At 68.8% G+C, this 16,780-nt stretch carries 24 protein-coding genes; 8 read left to right on the top strand and 16 right to left on the bottom strand.

Going from position 1 to position 16,780, the window contains the following annotated elements:
- The first annotated feature begins 3 nt into the window (after positions 1–3).
- The gene (locus tag OG819_RS11845) at positions 4–459 is read left to right on the top strand and encodes a hypothetical protein (protein WP_266649304.1); all 456 of its coding nucleotides are present in this window, start codon (positions 4–6) and stop codon (positions 457–459) included.
- On the opposite strand, the gene OG819_RS11840 is transcribed toward OG819_RS11845, so the two are convergent.
- From OG819_RS11840 to OG819_RS11830, 3 genes are read right to left on the bottom strand one after another with little or no spacing between them, the layout of a single operon-like run.
- Positions 419–1,261, bottom strand: a complete 843-nt coding sequence (locus OG819_RS11840; RefSeq protein WP_266649302.1) for a hypothetical protein — start codon at positions 1,259–1,261, stop codon at positions 419–421. The genes OG819_RS11845 and OG819_RS11840 overlap by 41 nt on opposite strands.
- 10 nt (positions 1,262–1,271) lie before the next feature.
- Positions 1,272–2,249 carry a hypothetical protein gene (locus OG819_RS11835; RefSeq protein ID WP_266649301.1) on the bottom strand — a complete coding sequence of 326 codons (978 nt, stop codon included), beginning with the start codon at positions 2,247–2,249 and terminating at the stop codon, positions 1,272–1,274.
- Positions 2,250–2,283: 34 nt separating this feature from the next.
- On the bottom strand, positions 2,284–2,979 hold the full coding sequence (locus tag OG819_RS11830; protein WP_266649300.1) for a hypothetical protein: 696 nt from the start codon (positions 2,977–2,979) through the stop codon (positions 2,284–2,286).
- 942 nt (positions 2,980–3,921) lie between these two features.
- Between OG819_RS11830 and OG819_RS11825 the strand changes: the two genes are divergently transcribed.
- Positions 3,922–4,317 (top strand): DUF3592 domain-containing protein, encoded by a 396-nt coding sequence (locus tag OG819_RS11825; RefSeq protein ID WP_266649299.1) that lies wholly within the window; start codon positions 3,922–3,924, stop codon positions 4,315–4,317.
- 155 nt (positions 4,318–4,472) lie between these two features.
- Here OG819_RS11825 and OG819_RS11820 read toward each other — a convergent pair whose 3' ends face one another.
- From OG819_RS11820 to OG819_RS11790, 7 genes are all read right to left on the bottom strand, one after another.
- A complete protein-coding gene (locus tag OG819_RS11820; protein WP_266652671.1) occupies positions 4,473–4,808 on the bottom strand; it encodes a hypothetical protein in 336 nt (111 codons plus the stop codon).
- A 65-nt stretch (positions 4,809–4,873) separates the two neighbouring features.
- The gene (locus tag OG819_RS11815; RefSeq protein ID WP_266649297.1) at positions 4,874–5,164 is read right to left on the bottom strand and encodes a hypothetical protein; all 291 of its coding nucleotides are present in this window, start codon (positions 5,162–5,164) and stop codon (positions 4,874–4,876) included.
- A 96-nt stretch (positions 5,165–5,260) separates the two neighbouring features.
- On the bottom strand, positions 5,261–5,854 hold the full coding sequence (locus OG819_RS11810; protein WP_266649295.1) for a phage tail protein: 594 nt from the start codon (positions 5,852–5,854) through the stop codon (positions 5,261–5,263).
- Positions 5,855–5,892: 38 nt separating this feature from the next.
- Positions 5,893–6,294: a hypothetical protein gene (locus OG819_RS11805; RefSeq protein WP_266626868.1), complete on the bottom strand. Its 402-nt coding sequence runs from the start codon at positions 6,292–6,294 to the stop codon at positions 5,893–5,895.
- Positions 6,295–6,542: 248 nt separating this feature from the next.
- Positions 6,543–6,737 (bottom strand): helix-turn-helix domain-containing protein, encoded by a 195-nt coding sequence (locus OG819_RS11800; RefSeq protein ID WP_266634535.1) that lies wholly within the window; start codon positions 6,735–6,737, stop codon positions 6,543–6,545.
- Complete coding sequence (locus tag OG819_RS11795; protein ID WP_266626870.1) at positions 6,731–7,273, bottom strand: hypothetical protein; 543 nt, start codon at positions 7,271–7,273, stop codon at positions 6,731–6,733. The genes OG819_RS11800 and OG819_RS11795 overlap by 7 nt, the downstream gene beginning before the upstream one ends.
- Entirely contained in the window at positions 7,270–7,467 is a 198-nt protein-coding gene (locus OG819_RS11790) for a hypothetical protein (protein ID WP_266649293.1), read from the bottom strand. The genes OG819_RS11795 and OG819_RS11790 overlap by 4 nt, the downstream gene beginning before the upstream one ends.
- A 524-nt stretch (positions 7,468–7,991) precedes the next feature.
- Between OG819_RS11790 and OG819_RS11785 the strand changes: the two genes are divergently transcribed.
- On the top strand, positions 7,992–8,360 hold the full coding sequence (locus tag OG819_RS11785) for a helix-turn-helix domain-containing protein (RefSeq protein WP_266652669.1): 369 nt from the start codon (positions 7,992–7,994) through the stop codon (positions 8,358–8,360).
- Between the two features lie 202 nt (positions 8,361–8,562).
- Complete coding sequence (locus OG819_RS11780; RefSeq protein ID WP_266626874.1) at positions 8,563–9,039, top strand: hypothetical protein; 477 nt, start codon at positions 8,563–8,565, stop codon at positions 9,037–9,039.
- A gap of 131 nt (positions 9,040–9,170) precedes the next feature.
- Here the strand turns inward: OG819_RS11780 and OG819_RS11775 are convergent, their stop codons facing one another.
- The gene (locus OG819_RS11775) at positions 9,171–10,022 is read right to left on the bottom strand and encodes a hypothetical protein (RefSeq protein ID WP_266626878.1); all 852 of its coding nucleotides are present in this window, start codon (positions 10,020–10,022) and stop codon (positions 9,171–9,173) included.
- Positions 10,023–10,129: 107 nt separating this feature from the next.
- Here OG819_RS11775 and OG819_RS11770 point away from each other — a divergent pair, with 107 nt between their 5' ends.
- Positions 10,130–10,660, top strand: coding sequence for a hypothetical protein (locus OG819_RS11770; protein WP_266649291.1), 531 nt, complete (start codon positions 10,130–10,132; stop codon positions 10,658–10,660).
- On the opposite strand, the gene OG819_RS11765 is transcribed toward OG819_RS11770, so the two are convergent.
- Both OG819_RS11765 and OG819_RS11760 read right to left on the bottom strand, forming a co-directional pair.
- Positions 10,638–10,826 (bottom strand): DUF397 domain-containing protein, encoded by a 189-nt coding sequence (locus tag OG819_RS11765; protein WP_266649289.1) that lies wholly within the window; start codon positions 10,824–10,826, stop codon positions 10,638–10,640. The two genes, OG819_RS11770 and OG819_RS11765, sit on opposite strands and share 23 nt — an antisense overlap.
- A 9-nt stretch (positions 10,827–10,835) precedes the next feature.
- Entirely contained in the window at positions 10,836–11,711 is an 876-nt protein-coding gene (locus OG819_RS11760) for a helix-turn-helix transcriptional regulator (protein ID WP_266649287.1), read from the bottom strand.
- Positions 11,712–11,961: 250 nt separating this feature from the next.
- Here OG819_RS11760 and OG819_RS11755 point away from each other — a divergent pair, with 250 nt between their 5' ends.
- Together OG819_RS11755 and OG819_RS11750 are read left to right on the top strand one after the other, a co-directional pair.
- Entirely contained in the window at positions 11,962–12,423 is a 462-nt protein-coding gene (locus tag OG819_RS11755) for an ATP-binding protein (protein WP_266649285.1), read from the top strand.
- Between the two features lie 102 nt (positions 12,424–12,525).
- Complete coding sequence (locus OG819_RS11750) at positions 12,526–13,185, top strand: Uma2 family endonuclease (protein ID WP_266649283.1); 660 nt, start codon at positions 12,526–12,528, stop codon at positions 13,183–13,185.
- 279 nt (positions 13,186–13,464) lie between these two features.
- On the opposite strand, the gene OG819_RS11745 is transcribed toward OG819_RS11750, so the two are convergent.
- Positions 13,465–13,740, bottom strand: coding sequence for a hypothetical protein (locus OG819_RS11745; RefSeq protein WP_266649281.1), 276 nt, complete (start codon positions 13,738–13,740; stop codon positions 13,465–13,467).
- Positions 13,741–13,769: 29 nt separating this feature from the next.
- Here OG819_RS11745 and OG819_RS11740 point away from each other — a divergent pair, with 29 nt between their 5' ends.
- Positions 13,770–14,801 carry a LuxR C-terminal-related transcriptional regulator gene (locus OG819_RS11740; RefSeq protein WP_266626888.1) on the top strand — a complete coding sequence of 344 codons (1,032 nt, stop codon included), beginning with the start codon at positions 13,770–13,772 and terminating at the stop codon, positions 14,799–14,801.
- Here OG819_RS11740 and OG819_RS11735 read toward each other — a convergent pair.
- Complete coding sequence (locus OG819_RS11735; RefSeq protein WP_266649279.1) at positions 14,764–15,753, bottom strand: helix-turn-helix transcriptional regulator; 990 nt, start codon at positions 15,751–15,753, stop codon at positions 14,764–14,766. The two genes, OG819_RS11740 and OG819_RS11735, sit on opposite strands and share 38 nt — an antisense overlap.
- Complete coding sequence (locus OG819_RS11730; protein WP_266649277.1) at positions 15,750–16,742, bottom strand: helix-turn-helix transcriptional regulator; 993 nt, start codon at positions 16,740–16,742, stop codon at positions 15,750–15,752. Before OG819_RS11730 ends, OG819_RS11735 begins: the two co-directional genes overlap by 4 nt.
- Positions 16,743–16,780: the final 38 nt, after the last annotated feature.

Below are 16,780 nucleotides of genomic sequence, written 5' to 3'. Positions count from 1 at the left end.
GCCGTGGCAGCTGCGCGGGCCCCGCAGCCGCTCCGCGCCGTCCAGCGCCTGGACGGTGACGGTGTCGCTGCCGGAGGCGGCTGTACGGGACCGTACGGTGCCGCGGAAGGCGGGCACCGTACGGCCGCTCGCGCCCGCCTCGTGCACCACGGACTGCCCGGGGCGTACGACGTCGCCGGTGGTGCGACCCGCCCAGGCGGAGTACAGCCGGGGCGCGGGCTCGCCGGTTCCGCCGAGCGACAGCTCCAGCTGGGCCGCCGCGCTCCCGGAGAACGCCCGCAGCGCCTCGGGCACATCGGTGCTGTACGCCCGTTCCACCCGCCAGGACTGCACCTGCCCGCCCATCTCACGGCCGCCGAGCCGGGTGGAGTGGGCCGGGACCCGTTCGGGGGCGGCGAGGGCGTCGGCGAGTACCTCGTCAGAGTTCCGCACCGTGCACCTCCACCAGGTCGACGCTGACGCTGCGGTAGGGCAGCCGGGCGGACGGGACGTCGCTGTACGCCGTCACGGACATCGCCGGGCAGCCCTCGCCGAGCGCGTGCGCGACGGGGCTCTCGCCGATGGTCAGGCAGGCTCCGGCGAGACCCCGCAGACCGGCCGCGCCGGGCCCGCCGACCGGGGTGACGAAGGCGGCCCCGGCGGGTGCGGTGCCGGTGATGCTCGCCCCGTTCACGGCCGTCGTGCTCGGATACGAGCCGTCGGCGGCCTTCCAGTCCAACTGCGCGACGGCGAGGGCCGGATCCCAGTCGGCCGGAACCAGCCAGGACACCTGCATGCCGGGCGTCACCGGCCAGCCCGTCCACACGCCGTGCCGCCAGCCGATCCGGGTGGTGTCCTGGAAGTCGGCGACGACCGTGTCGTTCACGGACGGGCTGACGACCATGGTGCCGGTGACGGTGAACCAGTGGTCGCTGCCGCCGGGCTCGCTGCTCTGGGCGGCGGCCTGGTACGGGTCGAGCAGATTCACGGAGGCCGGGTCGAGCACGGCGAGTGGCCCGTACGACGTCAGCGAACTTCCCTGGACGCCAGGTCCGTTGACGCGGCGGGCCAGCCCGGAGAGATGCTGGGCGTCACCGGGTGCGAGCGACTCCCAGGAGAGCTTGAGCCGACGGATCGTGCGGGCCGGGGCGACGGTGGTGACCCGCCCTTCGAGGGACTTGAACTCGGTGACGTTCAACTCGGCCGTACGGTCCCAGTTCCTGGCGGCCTGGTCGATTTCCCGCAGCAGACCGGGCTTGCCGATCCAGAGATTCCTGGCCATGGTCCTTGCCTCACCTCCGGGCGAGCTTGCGCTGTCCGAGCAGGACGGCGCGCGCGATGGTCTGGGAGTCGACATCGATCTGGACGGGCCGCTCGGCGAGCGCCTCGACGGCGGCGGCCAGCCGGCGCATGCCGCCGCCCGAGCCGAGCATCCGCTCCAGCCTGGACAGCGGGATGACCGCCTCGGACTCGCCCGCCTCGCCGACGAGGGCGAGGGTGCCGCCGGTGCGGGCGGGCACGATGCCGCCCTGGGCGAGGGTGGGAATGTTGGGCAGCATCGGCAGGTGGATGCCGAACTCGCGGCCTCCGAAGTGGGGGACCCAGCCGGGGATCTTCACATGGATGCGGTTCAGGGCGCCGATCATCGCGTTGAGGCCGCTGATGTAGGCGCGGGGCAGGGCGGTGAAGGCGTTGATGATGCCCTTCATGACGGACTTGATCGGCCCGGCGCGGTTCTTGACGGCCCCGTAGATGGCGTTCCAGGCCCACTTCACGCCCTTGGCGAGGGCGGCGGAGACCTTGTCCATGTTGATGAACTGGGAGATGAGCGGCGCGAGCAGACTCATGATCAGCCCGAAGGCGTTCGCCTTCATGGCGGTGTTGAGCCCCTTCTGCGCGAGCGACGCCCCCTTGAGCCCCTTCCCGAAGCCGCCCATGGACGTCCCGCCCTGCCCCGCCTGCTTGCCCGCCCTTCCGACGGACTTCTCCACGGCGTCGGACTGGCTCTTGACGTCACGAAGGGCGTTCTTGGCCTGCCCCGAGGAGGACTTGAGGTGGTCGAGGGAGGTTTTGAACTTGTCGGTGGCGCCCTTGGACTTGCCGAGGGTCGTGTCCGTGGTGCGCAGACCGTCGCGCAGCTTGTCCACCGCTGAGCCGGCCTGGCCGGTCCGGTTCCTGATGGTGGTCAGCGCGCCGCCGGTGGAGCCGGCCGCGGAACGAAGGCGGTTGAGCGCCGTGGTGGCACTGGAGAGAGAACGAACGAGTGACACGGGATCCTCCGATCAGATGGATGGCCGCCTTGGGTCAGCTCGCACTGCCACCGCCGCCATCGGCGACGACCCGGGACAGCGCGGTGAACCGCTGCTCGAGCGTGTGCGCCGCCCGGGCGAGCTGGTCGACCTGCGCGTGCTGCTCGGCGGCCCGCGTCAGCCGTCCGGCGGCCGAGGCCAGTTGGCGCATGGACCGGGGGGATGGCAGGTTCCGGGCCTGGGTGGAGTAGGTGTGCACCACCCGGTTCAGGTCGTGAATGGCGTCCTTGACGGCGTTGACGCTGTCGACGGAGGGGAGAGGGTTGGGGGACTGGGGTTGTTCGGGGGTGGCTAGGGAGATGCGGCCGCGGTCGTTGGTGGTGAACTCCTTGCCTCCGGCCAGCGAGCGGGTAATGGCCTGAAATGCCTTTTGGAGGTCCAGGAATTTCACGCCGATGGTGGTGAGCAGAGCCTTGATTACCACGATCGCCAGGATGAGGGTCGCGGCGGTGCCGTTCGCCTTGAAAATCCCGATTACTTCCTTCAGGACGGGAAGCTCGCTGATGGCGCCTATCAGGTCCGTGGGCTTGTCCTTCGGGCCTTCCTCGATCGCCTTCTTCAGGGAGGCTATTTTCTTGTCGAGCTCTGCGGAGGTGATGGCTTTCGAGTCGCCCTCCTTGGGGAGGGTATCGACTGATTTCTCCAACGACGTCAACTTCTCGTAGACGTCTTCGTTCGTGTGCTGTGCCACGGGATGCACCGCCTTGTATGCTGCGTGCGGGTTTGGTTTCCCAGTTCGGGTGATCAAGAGGGGGTTCGATGTACGAAGCTGCTTCCGAGGTGAGTCGCTCCGAGGTGTTGGCCAGAATGGCGGGCACTGCTTTGGCCTCGATCGGTGGAGTTTCTCTGCTCCTCGCTGTCGCGTGCTATGTATCAATTCGTCAAGATAGGCAAAAGGGCGACTTGTCGAATGTGTCTCGGGTTCGTCGAAACGGCATCATCTGCGCGATTGTCGGAGTCCTGCTGATAGCCAGCGATTTCTTCATTTGGTCTCTCAGTGGCGCCTACGGCTAAGAAAGAGGGGGGCGATGTACCGCCTTTCTCTGTCGCTCCTTGATCCCCCTGCGAGCCCTTGCGGTGGGTGAATGGATAGAGTTCGTGACCGCTGAGGCGCAGGTGAGGCCGGAGGGTGGGAAAGTGCTGGAGGTGCTGCGAGGCAACAGGCCGGGTGTGCTGATCTTCGGAATCCCTGTGCTGGCCGGGTCGCTTCTCTTCATCTGGCGCGATGGAAATCTCGGGGCGGAATCGTGTCATGGATCGTCGGAGGAATCGCGGCCGCTCTGCTCCTCGTGACCGGTATCTCCTGCCTCTGACCCTGTCCCGCCCTCAGGAAAGGAACCGCTGGATTTCCTGCAGCGAGGGCAGGGAATCACCGGACGTTCCTCGGGGGCGCTCGCTGCGCATGTTCTTCAGGCGGTCCACGTCGATGTCGGTGACCAGCGCAGCCGGTGGGGCGTGCTCGGTTCGGTCTTCTTGCGTGGGATTCCGAACTCGTTGTGCTCGTATCCGCGCTTCCGCAGCAATTCGGTGACCAGGGTGTCCTTGTCGATGAGATTGCCGGCCGCGGAAGCGGCCAGCGCCGCACCGACCGTGCACGTTAAAAGGTGAGCAGGTTTCTGTGGGGAGGGTGGGAATGAGCGGATCGGCGATTCCGATTGCCGTTATTGCCGTTATTGTTCTTTGGTTTTCCGTAGGGATCTACAGGCGGGGACGGGTGCTGCGGACGCGGGGTGTCCATACCCAGGCCACCTGTGTGAACGAAGCACGGGAAAAGAGCGGAGCGGTCACTCTGCTGGTGCGGTTCCAGGCCCAGTCGGGGGCCGCTCTGCAGACCAGCGTCGGGCCGTTCAGATATCCACCCGCTCGTCCGGGCGGTGTGCTGGACGTGATCTACGACCCGCAGGACCCCGGCAACATCGAGACTCCCGACAAGGTGACCAACGGCAGGACCGCACTCGCCTTCACGTTGGGATCCACGACGGTTCTTGCCGTCTGTCTCGTTCTGATTGTTCTCGGTTTCCTCGGCTGAAATTGCAAGAGAGGGAATCTGCGACTCCAGAGTCCCCAGCTATTCAGAAGTGGTGTCGCAAAGGGGCCGCGGAATCGTGTCATGGATCGTCGGAGGAATCGCGGCCGCTTTGCTGCTCGTGACCGGTATCTCCTGCCTCTGACCCTGTCCCGCCCTCAGGAAAGGAACCCCTGAATTTCCTGCAGCGAGGGCAGGGAATCACCGGACGTTCCGTGCGGGCTCTCGCCCGGGTCCGAAGGCTGCCCCGGCCGGGGTACCGGTTCCGGGTAGTCGAGCGGTTCGCTGTCCTCGTCGCGGTTGACCATGGCGAACATCCAGTTGGCTTCGGCGAGTCGGTCGATGACGTTCGCCAGGAGGTAGTCGGTGAGCGACCACTCGGCGGCCTCGCCATGAAGTTCCTTCAGCAGGGCGCTGTCCCGCGGCAGGTGCCGGACCAGCACCGCGAGCCGGCGGGAGGAGAGCCGGCCGTGGTGCCAGTCCAGGAGGTCGATGCCGTAGTGGCGGAGCAGGTCCGCCTCCAGGGCCTCGGCGTGCTCTTCGACGAGCTCGCCGAGGCTCAGTCTTCCCCCAGGCCCAGCCCCGTCTCCTTGCCGTAGGCCTCCAGGATCGCGGCGATGTCCTGCATGGTGACGTCGAGCTTCTCGAAGCGGGCGAACTGCTGCTCGCCGAGGAGGAGTCGGAGCAGTCCGTCCACGTCGTTGTCGTCGAGGTCGCGCAGCTTGTGCGCGGTGGCACGGGTGAGTTCGGTCGGCAGCTCGAAGCTGTCGCCGTCCAGCTCGAAGGTCCATTCGCGGCCGAGCGCTTCGAGGCGCTGGGCCCGGGCGGCGTTGACGTCGAATCCGGCCATCGGGGCTCCTTGTGTCGGTTGCAGGCGTGCTGAAGGGGCGGCCCCGGCGCCCGCGGAAGGGGGGGCGGGCGCCGGGGCCGGGGAAGGCGGCGTGGACTAGGCCAGCGCCGCCGGGTCGTTGACCAGCCACGTGGCCAGCGGCTTGGTGGCGTCGTCACCGGACAGCGCGGTGAAGGTGACGCCGAGCTTGACCGCGCCGGTGCGGGTCAGTGACAGCTCCTCCACCTCGGACACCGCGCCGTACGGGATCACCAGCCGGTACCGCAGGTCCTTGGTGCCGTTGTTGTCCGCGAAGTCGATGGCGAGGGCCCGCTGGTCCTGGCCGCCCGGCGCACCGGTGATGTCGATCTTCTGCGCGGTGGTCTCCGTCTGGGAGCCGGACGCGACGACCGAGGACGACGGAAGCCCCAGGTAGAACGGGAACGTGTCCTTGTTGATCTGGAGCAGCTGGAACTTCAGGGTCAGGTCCCGGTCCGAGAGCATGAAGCGCGCCGGGGCCATGGACTGCCAGGTGTCGACCGGGTCGTTCTTGTCCTTCTTGTTGAGCTTGACGCCGTCGGACGAGGTGAAGCCGAGGTTCACCCACGGGGAGGCCAGCGCGGCGGTGTCCTTGGTGGTGGTCCCGGCCGGGGCCCACCAGACGTTGCCGGTTCCGGCGATGCGGATCTCGGTGTTCTTGAAGCCTGCCATGTGTACTCCTCAGTGAGGGACGTGCGAACGGGTGGTGCTCACGCGGGCCTGATGGACAGCCGGAGCGTGGCCAGGTAGCGGTTGCCCGCCGGCCGGTTGTAGTCCGGCAGCCAGCGCGGCCCGTCCGCCTCGTCGACGTCCGTGACGAGCGCTGTGCCGTAGCGCGTGCCGGTCAGTTCCAGGACACAGGCGCGGGCCGCGTGGGCGACGCCGAGTGCGGTGGTCTTGTCCGGCCCGTACACCTCTAGGTCGACCAGCGGCCTGTCGAGGTGGAGGTCGTCGATCCAGGCGCCGCCGGCGCGGGAGACGAGAACGACCTGCTGGGTGCCGTCGAATCCGGCGGGCGGCCTGTTGTCGACCGTGGTCCCGGCCAGTTCGGTCCGGTTCTTGAGGAAGTCGACGACGAGCCGCTCGACGTCGGGGAAGTTCAGGATCGCCACATGGACGCTCCCTTCGGGGAGACGGGAGGCGGGAGGGGCCCGAGATTGCGGGCAGCGAAAAGCGGCAGGTCCGCCGCCCTTCGAAGGGGGCGCAGCTCTGCCGCTGCTTCGAGTGTGACGGTGGTCGGGGAATCCCGCAACTCGCCGCCTTTCAGGGGGTGTTGGGGCCCCGGGTGCACGAGAGGGGCCCCGCCGCATGGTGCGCGACGGGACCCCGGTGACGTACGAACGAGGGAGCGGCGGGGAGATCAGCGGGTGCAGCCGCGGGCGCGATACGTCGCGCGCTCGGCCGCGAACACGTCCTCCAGGCGGTACAGCTGCCTCCGCCCCTGCGCGCCCGCGGCCCGCAGGTGCCCGCGCTGTACCCACTTGCGGATGGTCGCGGCCGTGACGCCCGCCTCGTCGGCGGCCAACTCGGCGGTGATCAAGGGGGTGTTCACGATCGTGCGTCCTCCTCGGGTACCGGTACGTCCGCCGGTGCCGCCCGTACGGCCCCGCAGGCGGGGTTCACACACCGCACCTCGGCCCGCTCGGGAAACGCCCGCAGTGAGACCGAGTCGCAGGCCGGGCAACGGCCGGGCAGGCGGACCAGCTGCTCGGGCTCGCCGAGCGTGCGGGCGCACCGTGCGGCCATGCGCCGGGTCTCGTCCTCGACGTGTGCGGCGAGGACGGGGTCGGCGGCGATCCGCTCCAGCAGCCCGGCGATCCGGCGCAGCCGCACCGGGACGGGGGCGGGCGGCACGGCCCGCAGCCCGAGCCGTTCGCGTACGGCCTCCTCCAGTTCGACGACCCCGTCGGTGATGTCCCGTACGGCGTCCGAGACGTGCAGCCGTACGGGCAGCGTCGTCCCCGCGACAGGCCCGCCCCCGCGGCGCTCCCGCAGCCCCCCGTGGGCAGCGGGCGCCAACTCGTCGACGAGGTCGGGGAAGCGGCGGACGAGCGAGGCGATCCAGACGGCGCCGGGCAGTTCGCGGCTCATCGTGCGGCTCCCTCCGGGGTGTCCTGCGGCATCCCACGAGACACCTCGCGCCCGTTGCGCCACAGCCGTCCCCCGCTCACTCCGTCGAACCACGTGTGCGAGGGGTCGACGACGGCCTCGCATTCGTGACGGATCGGGCACTGATTGCAGGCGCGCAATACCGGCTCGGCCTCGGAGAGGATGCGGGTGAACACGGAGTGTTCGGGAAGATCGGCGCAGGCTGCGGCGCGGCGCCAGTCCAGTCTTCGCGTGCAGAGGGAAAGCGCCAGGTCATGGCAGTGGTGGATGCGGTCGGCTGGTTGAGCACGTGCAACCCCTCCCCAGATGTGGGAACATGTGTTCGACAGTTGCGAACGCGCGATCAGAGTCGCATGGTGCGAGCGCGTGCGCAAGTTACTACGCTCCGGAGTCGCGCTCGATCGGAATCAGAGTCGGAGTCGGGGCCGAGGTCCGCTCGGGAGGTGTCGACAGCGCCTGTACCAGCCGCATATGCCGCGACGAGAGCGCTCGCGCAGGTCGGAACTTTACGAATGCGTGCGAGCGCGCACTCCCAGAGGTGCGCGCGCTCGGTACTCTTCCCTCGCGACGAGGGGAGAGCCACCACATGGGTGCAAGCTCGTGGGCCAACGCCTACAACGACCAGGGCCATCGCGCCGACAGTGGCCGAACGGCCAGGGCCGACGGGCTGGAGGAGTTCGCGGTCTGGATAGAAGGACTGATGCGCACGCGCGGCTACGACATCGACAGCCCGCGGGGCGGTGGCAAGTCCAAGCTCGCCGACGACGCGGGGGTCCACCGGGCCGCGGTCAGCCGGCTGTTGCAGCGGCAAAGCATGCCGGATCTGGAGACGATGCGCCGGTTGGCGACGGTTCTGGCCGTTCCCTTGCGGGACATGTTGATCCGGTCCGGCCGGCTGTCGGAGGACGATCTTCCGCTCGACACGCGGATCGGCGAAACCGCCGGGAGCCCGGCTGCGTCACTCAGCCCGGCGGAGGCGGCACGGCTGCTCGGGGTGCCGTCGGAGCTGCAAGAACTTTTCGTGAAGGTGGTTGGCCAGTTCCTGCCGGAGGAACGCAGACGAGAGTGACGCTTCGGCAGGGGGATTCGGAGCAGCGGTGAAGAGGGGTGTGCAGGTGGGGCACGGGCACGAGGGGGGAGACCCGCATGCGCGCGACCCGCGTGCGCGCGGTTCGCACGACTCACATGGCTCACACGACTCGCACGCACGTGATCCACGCCCGCCGGAGGAGGAAGCGGACGGACCGGCCACCGCGCCGGATCCGGACGCCGTGGCGTACACCGTGGGCGGCCTGCTGATCGAGCTGGGGGAGAAGATCCGGCGGGCCGGTACGGAGGGCGTGCGCATCCTCACCGATGACGAGGTGCAGCGGGACCAGCTGGCCTGGTTCCGCGCGGGCTGGACCGAGCATGCCCGAGCGACGTCCCCCGACCGGCCCGACGGCCCCGAGCCCTCGGGCGGCCCCGGCCAGCACCCGGACAGCGAGGGCTTCCCCGTGCCGCCGGCACGACTGCTCCGCTTCCCCGAGCGGCAGCCGGAGAATCACGATCACCAGGACGAGCGGCGCTCCCGTTACGCCGAAGGCCCTCGGGAACACCACAAGACCGATGAGTTACGGCTGCCCGTGGTGGGCGTGGGCGAGTCCCGCATACGTGACCTGATGCCGCACCGGCCGCGCTTGAGGCGGTTACGGGAGGGCGAGGACGAGGGCGACCGGGACACGCCGCCGGACGGAGACTCGGAGTGAAGACAGCCCCATTGGAAGTGGGTGACGAGCTCGTCGCCACCGCTTGACTCCAGCGGCCGGCTGTCGGCCTCGCGGCTTGTGGCCGGCGGTGCATGCGCGTTCGGAGGCCTGGTTCTCGCTGACGACAGGACCTAGAGCGCGGACAGCAGGACGATGAGGGAGACGGGTGGGTACGCGGCGGTCGCCGCTGTGACGGGCAGGCCCAGGAGCACATACGCCAGGACGGAGAGCGTGCGTACGGCGGGCCCCTTGCGCGTGGTCATCCGCTTCGGGGCGCAAGGGTCGTAGGTCACCTCGATCCGCTCCGGATCAGTCGCCACGAGCCGGCCGCTTCCGCGGAACGTCCGCTCCTCGCCTGCCGCGTCGGTGAACGAGTACGTCTTGACGAGCACTTCGCCGACGTAGTCGCTGTCTTTGTAGACGGCGAGGACGGTGATGCCGCGGCGGCGCAGCAGCCACCAGTCCACCGTGACCCGGTACACGATGTGCGTGAGCGCGCACCCGACGAGGAACGGTGTGTAAGAGGCGGCCCAGAGGACGACGAACACCCACTCCCCGGTGGCCGCGGCGAGGGCCGTCCCCAGCGCGAACAGCGCGCCGAACGCCCATTGCACCCTCCGCTCGCGGGATGTCGTCCAGCGGTCCTTCGGTTCCGTACGCGGCGGCACGGGCACGGTGGTCACCAACGTCGCCCCGTCCGCGCGCGGTTCGACGGCGTCGCGGACGGGCAGCGCGGCGTTGACCGCGTCGGCGAACGCGGTCGCGGCGGTGGCGTTCGGTGGGCTCAGCGTGTGGACGACGGGGGTGGCGTCGGCGGAGGTCAGGACGATCTCGATGACGCGCCGCCTCGATCCTCCGCCCGTACGGACGGTCTCGATCGCGGTGAGGGGGATACGCAGTCGCATCCCTCCCCGGTCCAACAGCACGGCGTCCCGCTCGAAGAGGGCTGTGGTACGGCGGGCGCGCAACACCAGTTCCGTCACGAGGAGCAACATAAGGCACCTGTACGTGTGTTCGGCAGTCCTGACTCTCACATCCCGGCTGAACCAATCCGGGCCCGTCGGTGTCTCAGAGGGGGACCGTGCTTGTTGTGTTTGATGCGCTCGTTGCGCTGGAGGCGTCCGTGGCCATGATCGGCCTGTTCTGGATCACCAAGGAGAGCGTGTACGTGGGCGCCGAGCCCGAGGGGCACGGGCGCGGGGTGCGGCTCACCCCCGAGGGGCTTCAGGCCGTGGGTACGGGCCAGGAGGGGTTCTGGTCCTGGGCGGACGTCCGCGAGGTGACCGTCCACGACGTGCAGGTGCGCTCCAGTACCCGGTGGCTGGTGAACAACGTGATGGACACGGTCCTCGACATGGCGACGGGTGGCGGTGAGGCACCGCCCGCGTTCGAACTCCACGTACGGACGGACGAGGAGAAGGCCGAGCTGACGGTGTACACCGCGGCCGTCGGGGGCTACGTCCAGTCCGAGTACGAGCTGTCGGTGGCACTGCTGAACCGGTTCGTGGACGGTACGGCGGACGTGGGGCGGCTGCTGGAGTGGGGGAGCGTCGAGGGCGACGGCGTGACGCCCTGGCGGGCCGCCCGCGAGGCCCTGCTCACGAGCTGGGCCGCGGCCTGAGATGTTCGAGGAGGGCGGCGAGCCCCTCCGGGGTGGTGGCGAGTACGGTGCGGGGTTCGTCGCTCTCGCGTAGGCGGATCGTTCCGTCGGGGGCGGTGGCGAGGTAGAGGCAGTTGCTCTCCGGGCCACCGCTGAAGGATGACTTCTGCCAGTTCAGGCGGGACATGTTGGGCTCCTAGAGCGTGTAGAGCAGGTGCTGGATCAGGGCCAGTGAGTCCTTGGTCGCAAGCTCCTCAGGAGACGTGCGCACGCCGATCGGTGCGAGTGCACTCTCCGTGAGCCGGTCGAACATAGTGTCGTACAGAGCGAGGTGTTCGTCGTCGCTCAGGTACAAGGAGCCTGCGGGATGGTCCAGCACGATCGTGCTCAGCTCCGGCACGGGGGTGATGGTGTGCAGGAATGTCCCGCTGAGTGCGGCGTCCAGATCCGCGCCGAACGGGAAGATCTGGACGGTGATGTTGGGCAGTTGGGCCACTTCGATGAGGTGCAGCAGCTGCTCCCGTAGGACGGTTGGGCCGCCGAACCGCATGTGCAGCGCCGCTTCGTGAATCACCGCATGGAAGGCCGGAGCGCTCTCAGAGGTGAGGATCGCCTGGCGTTCCAGGCGGAAAGCGGTGGCCTCGTCGATGTCACGCACGTTCAGCTTGGGGCTGGAGAAGATGGTGCGGATGTACGCCTCGGTCTGGAGCAGGCCCGGAATGAACAGCGCCTCGTGTGTGCGCAGTGATGCGGCGCCGGCTTCCAGTTCGGCGAGGTTCATCGCAGCCGAACCGATGTTGCCCTTGTAGGCGCTCCACCAACCTTTGCCGCTGGCCTCCGACATGGCGACGAGCGCTTCCATGTGGGGCACGCTTTCGCATCCCAGTACGTGGCAGAGATGCCGCAGTCGGTCCGAGAGGATCGACGTACGCCCGGCTTCGATGTGACTCAGTTGGCCGCGCCCCATGCCGATGCGGTCGGCGGCTTCCCCGGCGGACAAGCCCGCTTGCTCGCGCAGCTTCTTGAGCTCGTGTCCGAGTCGGCGCTGGCGCTCGCTGATGATGGTGCGCATTCCCAAGGGGGTGTCTCCTCAGTCGTCAGTCGAGAGTCTGCCTCGACAGGGGGAGCTGGTCCACCAATTCACCGAAGCAGGTTGCGAATGCGTTCCCTAACTCCCTACCTTGAGTGTGTCATCAGTGACGCTCCGGAACCGTACCGGAGTCGTCCAACTCCCCTGTCCACAAGCGAAAGCGCACCCGGACCGTCGTCCAGCCGGACTTGGGCAATGCCATCGCGGGCGTACGACAGGAGCCGAACTCCCCATGGAAGCTGCCCGCAGGGCGCCCCACCGGCCTGCCCTACTCGCCTACGACTACAGCCTCTTCGCTCCCGCCGACGCCACCGCTCCCAAGGTCTGCCGGGACTTCGTACGCGCCGTGCTCCTCACCCTCGATCGCGCACCCCTCGTCCTGCCCGCGACCCTGTGCACCTCGGAACTCGTCACCAACGTCCACCTGCACACCAAGGGCGCGACCATGCTCCGCGTGCAGCTCACCCCGGCGCGCCTGCGGGTCAGCGTGTACGACGAGAGCCACGACCCCCCGCGCATGCCGGAGGCGACTCCCACCGCCTGCCGGGGCCGCGGCCTCGCCCTGGTCGCCGAGGTCGCGGACCTGTGGGGCGTGGCCGCCGACCGGGCGGGGCGGTTCGGGAAAGGGGTGTGGTTCGAGCTTCTGGGGGAGGGGGAGCCGGGCGGATCGTTCCGTCCTCACCGCATTGGGTGACCCGGAGCCGGTTCCCCTGGTCGGCCCTGTCGCCGTACCTACCGTGATCGCGTTGCTTGTGCCCCATGGACGCCAAGCCCACACTTGAGAGGAGGTGTCGCCATGACCGCTCTTGCGCACGAGAGGCCCGAGACCATGCCTGAGACCAGGACCGAGTCCGTGTCCCCGGCCGAGAACGGCCCCGACCTGGACGAGGTCGTCTGGCAAGCATGGAAGGCCATGGAACTCCCCGAGGGCTACCGCGCTGAGATCATCGAGGGAGCCATCGAGGTGTCACCCACCGGCCGCTATTCGCACGGCCAGATCATCAATCTCCTTCGGGACGATCTGGCGGTCTTCCTGAAGGACGGGGACTTCGTCGCCCGCAACGACATGAACGTCATCCGCGAGGGCAGCGCTTGGGTACCGGATCTCTTCATCGTCCCCAGGGACACGGACCGTTACGTGACGGCTGATGGCCTGGGGGTCACAGCCGCTGCCGTCCGCCTGGTGATCGAGGTGGCCTCCCCCGGCAAGCGCAGTCAGGACCGCGACCGCGTGAAGAAGCGCCGCGAGTACGCCCGCGCGGGCATCCCCGTCTATGTGATCATCGACGACCACGACACTCAGGGCACCGTCACCGTCCTCACTCAGCCCCAGCCGGAGAAGGCCGACTGGGTGGGAGTCCACCGAGTCCCCTACGGCACCGACGTCACCATCCCTGAAGGCCCCGCCAAGGGTTTCGTGATCGGAGAGGCGATCACCGGGCCCAAGCGGAGCTGAGCCCGCGACCGACCCCCGGGGGGATACCGACTACGACGACGTGACCCCGCACAAGGGGATCTACCGTGGGGTGGCCGGGGGGCGCCGGGGCGCCGGATAACCCGGTTTCGATCGGCTGCAGGGCGGCCAGTACCGACTCATGGGCGGTCCTGACTTCACCCTGCCGCTCAAACTTCTCGTCCCCCGCATCGGCCAACGCGTACGCGTCAAACATGTCCGCCATGGCCTGACGGTAGGTGCGGTACGTAACGTACCGATCACTCGACGATTTCCGGCAGCTCACGCGATCCGGACGAGGGCGGGAGGTGCCCTGGCCGGACGAGGAGTGTCCGGCCAGGGCGGGTCGGGGCGCCGTGTCGCCCCGGTGGAGCGGGTCCACGATGGCAGCGGGTCGCACACCCCCACCACCGTCATCTTGTTGTAGAGCGCCGTGCGGAGGTGGGGATATTTCCGTACGTACAGGGGTGATTGGGGGCGCGCGAAGGACGCAGCCGTGTTGCGATGGCGGTCGGGGCCGCGCATAGTTGCGCTGCGGACGGCGCGGAGGCGTCGCATCGCGAGGATGCTGGAGCCAGGGGTGGAAGATGGCCGGGCACAGGAGGGACAGGCATCCGCACGGCGCTGACCGACTGTGCGAGGCCGGGGACCGGGTCTACTCCCGGGCCGTGCGGCGCGGACGCGTGCCGCGCGAGGACGCCGAAACGGTGCCCTGTCTGGTCGAGTTGGCGTTGCTGCATCCGGACCCCGACGACATGGGGTGGCTGGTGCCGACTTCGCCGCAGGAGGTCATGACACGGCTGCTGCGGGGCGTGTACGAGGAGATCAGCTCCAGCCAGGCGCGCGTGGGCGACGCGGTGGCGGCGTTCGAGTGGTACGTCGGGCTCGGCGGGCGCGTCCAGGCGCCGGGCGAGGGCGTGGCGATCCGCGTCCTGGACGGGCTGCCCCGGATCCGGGCCGCGATGGACGAGGCGACCGAGGCCTGTACGACCGAGGTGCTGACCGTGCAGCCCGGCGGCATCCGGCGCGAGGACGAGCTCTCGGAGGGGCTGCACCGGGCGCTGGAGATGCGCCGGCGCGGAGTGCGGATGCGCGACCTGTACACGCACGTGGCCCGGCACGGTCAGGGCCTGCACAACTACATGGAGTTGATGGGGGGAGCCGCGGAGGCCCGTACCCTCGACGAGGTCGTGGAGCGGCTCATCCTCTTCGACCGCAAGGTGGCGTTCATCCCGGCCAACTCCGACCGCACGATCGCGCTGGAGCTGCGGCACCCCGCACTGGTCGACTACCTGGTCACGGTCTTCGAGAGGCTGTGGCGCCTCGCGATCCCGCTCGCCGCGCCGCTCCCGGACACCGGCATCGACGGCATCACCCATCGCGAGCGGTCCATCGCGGCTCTGCTCGCCGAGGGACACCAGGACGCGGTGGTCGCGGAGCGGCTGGGGATCAGCGTCCGTACCTGCCGGGCGCACATCGCGCGCCTCTCGGAGACCCTGGGCGCCGCGAGCCGCACTCAGTTGGGCGTGCGGATCGCCCAGGCCGGCCTGGACGGACCGCCGCGCGCCGCGGAACTGCTGCTCAGTGATCCTGGTCGAGAATCCCCGACCGCCCGATGAGGTAGCCGAGCTGGGCCCGGCTCTCGCTGCCGAGGGTGACGGCGAGTTTGGCGATGTGGACGCGGGCCGTGCGGACGTTCATGCCGAGGCGGTCGGCGATCTCGGCGTCCGTGTGACCTTCGACGAGCAGGGCGGCTATGGCGCGTTGGCGGGGGGTGACGCCGTTGTGGGACGGGCGCTGGACGGCTTCGGGGTACATGGGGGTGGCCAGGCGCCAGAGCCGGTCGAAGGTGGTCACGAAGTAGGAGACCAGGGCCGGGTGGCGGACTTCCAGGGCGAGGAAGCCGTCTTTGTCGGCGGGGATGAAGGCGACGGTGCGGTCGACGGCGATGAGCCGGTCGGTGATCTCGTCCAGGCTCCGAGCCTCGACGTCGCCGTTCAGCTGTTCGTAGCGGGCGAGAGTCATGGGTGAGTGGCGGAGCGTGTGCTGGTAGAGGGTGCGGATGCGGGCGCCTCGGTCGAGCAGGGCCTGGTCGCGGCTCAGGGCGGTGGCCTCGGCCGCCGCGTAGCGCTGGCCGATGTGGCCGGCGTGGGGCTGGATGGTGAGGAGTTCCCAGGATGCGGCGGCCATGGCCTCAGTGATGGCCCCGTTGATCCGCTCCGTACCGCTGAGGACCCGGATGGTCGGGGTGTCCGTGGCTGCCGTGCGCCGGCCGTCGATCCGCATCAGTGGCTCGAACACCGCGGTCAGTCTGGCCTCGCGCCGTCGTTCCTCCGCGACGCGTTCCTCGGAGGTCCGTAATAACCGGTGGAGGGCGACAGCCGGGGCGACGGGCTCCAACCAGTTCAGATCCTCGATGGCCGGGTGCACCAGTCCGAAGTCGACGAGGCAGGGCGCTTCGGCGGCGTCCGTGCTGCGTACGCGCCCTTCGCGCAGGGCCCGTTCGTACAGCTCCGATCCCGCCGCGCACAGTTCTTCCACGCCGTGGGTCGGGTGCGGCACGTTGGTCACCCCGCCGTTCCCTCCTGCTTGAGGATTCCCGATTCCGCTATGAGATAGCCGAGTTGGGCGCGGCTGCCGCTGCCGAGAGCGGTGGCCAGCTTGGCTATGTGGGAGCGGCAGGTGCGGACGTTCATGCCGAGACGGCGGGCGATGGCCTCGTCGACGTGGCCCTCCACCAGGAGTTTGGCGATGGAGTGCTGGATGTCCGTGATGCCGGCGGGGTCGGTTTCGTAGGGAGCGCCGGCGCTCAGCGGGACGGCTCGGCCCCACATGAACTCGAAGACCTTGGTCAGGTAGCGGACGAGGCCCGGATGGCGAAGCTCCAGGGCGACCTGCTGGTCGTCGCGGGTGGGGATGAAGGCGACCGTCTCGTCGCAGACGATGAGGCGCTCCACCAGTTCGTCGATGGTGCGGTACTCCACCTTGCCGTTGGAGAACTGGTCCACGTAGGCGAGCTTCTCGGGGCTGTACCGGGCCGTGTGCTGGTAAAGGGTCCGGATCCGCACACCACGTTCGATCAGCGGCCTGTCGCGCTCCAGGCCCTGAATGATGCTCCGGTCGGAGAACCGGTTGCTCGGCTGGACCGTAAGCACTTCGGTCTGGCACTGGGCCGTGGCCAGATCGAGTGCCGCGTTGATGCGGTCGCCACCCTCCAGTACCGAGATCGAGTGCGTGGTCGCCGTCGTCTGAGTGCTGAGGTCCATGAACGGCTCGAATGCGTCGGACAGTTCGATCGACAGCCGTCTGCGCTCGGTGATCTCGCGTTCTATGGGGTTGAGTCGCTGAGCCAGGGCGATCGACGGGGCCACGGGGCGCAACCAGTTCGCGTCATCAGGATCAGGGTGAAGGAGAGCGAACTCCATCAAGCAGGGAGCGGATTCCACGTCCTCGCGTGCGATGCGTCCTGCGCGGAGAGCGTTCGCGTAAAGACGGCCGCCGTCGTCGCACAGCTCGGTCATCGCATGGGGATGTGTGGCTTTTGTTCGATTCGTTGTCAAATCTCCACCCCCCAGGGTCCTGAACGTGCAGGAACATG

Origin of the sequence: Streptomyces sp. NBC_01549, assembly GCF_026339955.1 — a bacterium.
In the GTDB taxonomy this organism is placed as follows: domain Bacteria; phylum Actinomycetota; class Actinomycetes; order Streptomycetales; family Streptomycetaceae; genus Streptomyces.
This window is presented reverse-complemented; position numbering and strand designations above follow the sequence as displayed.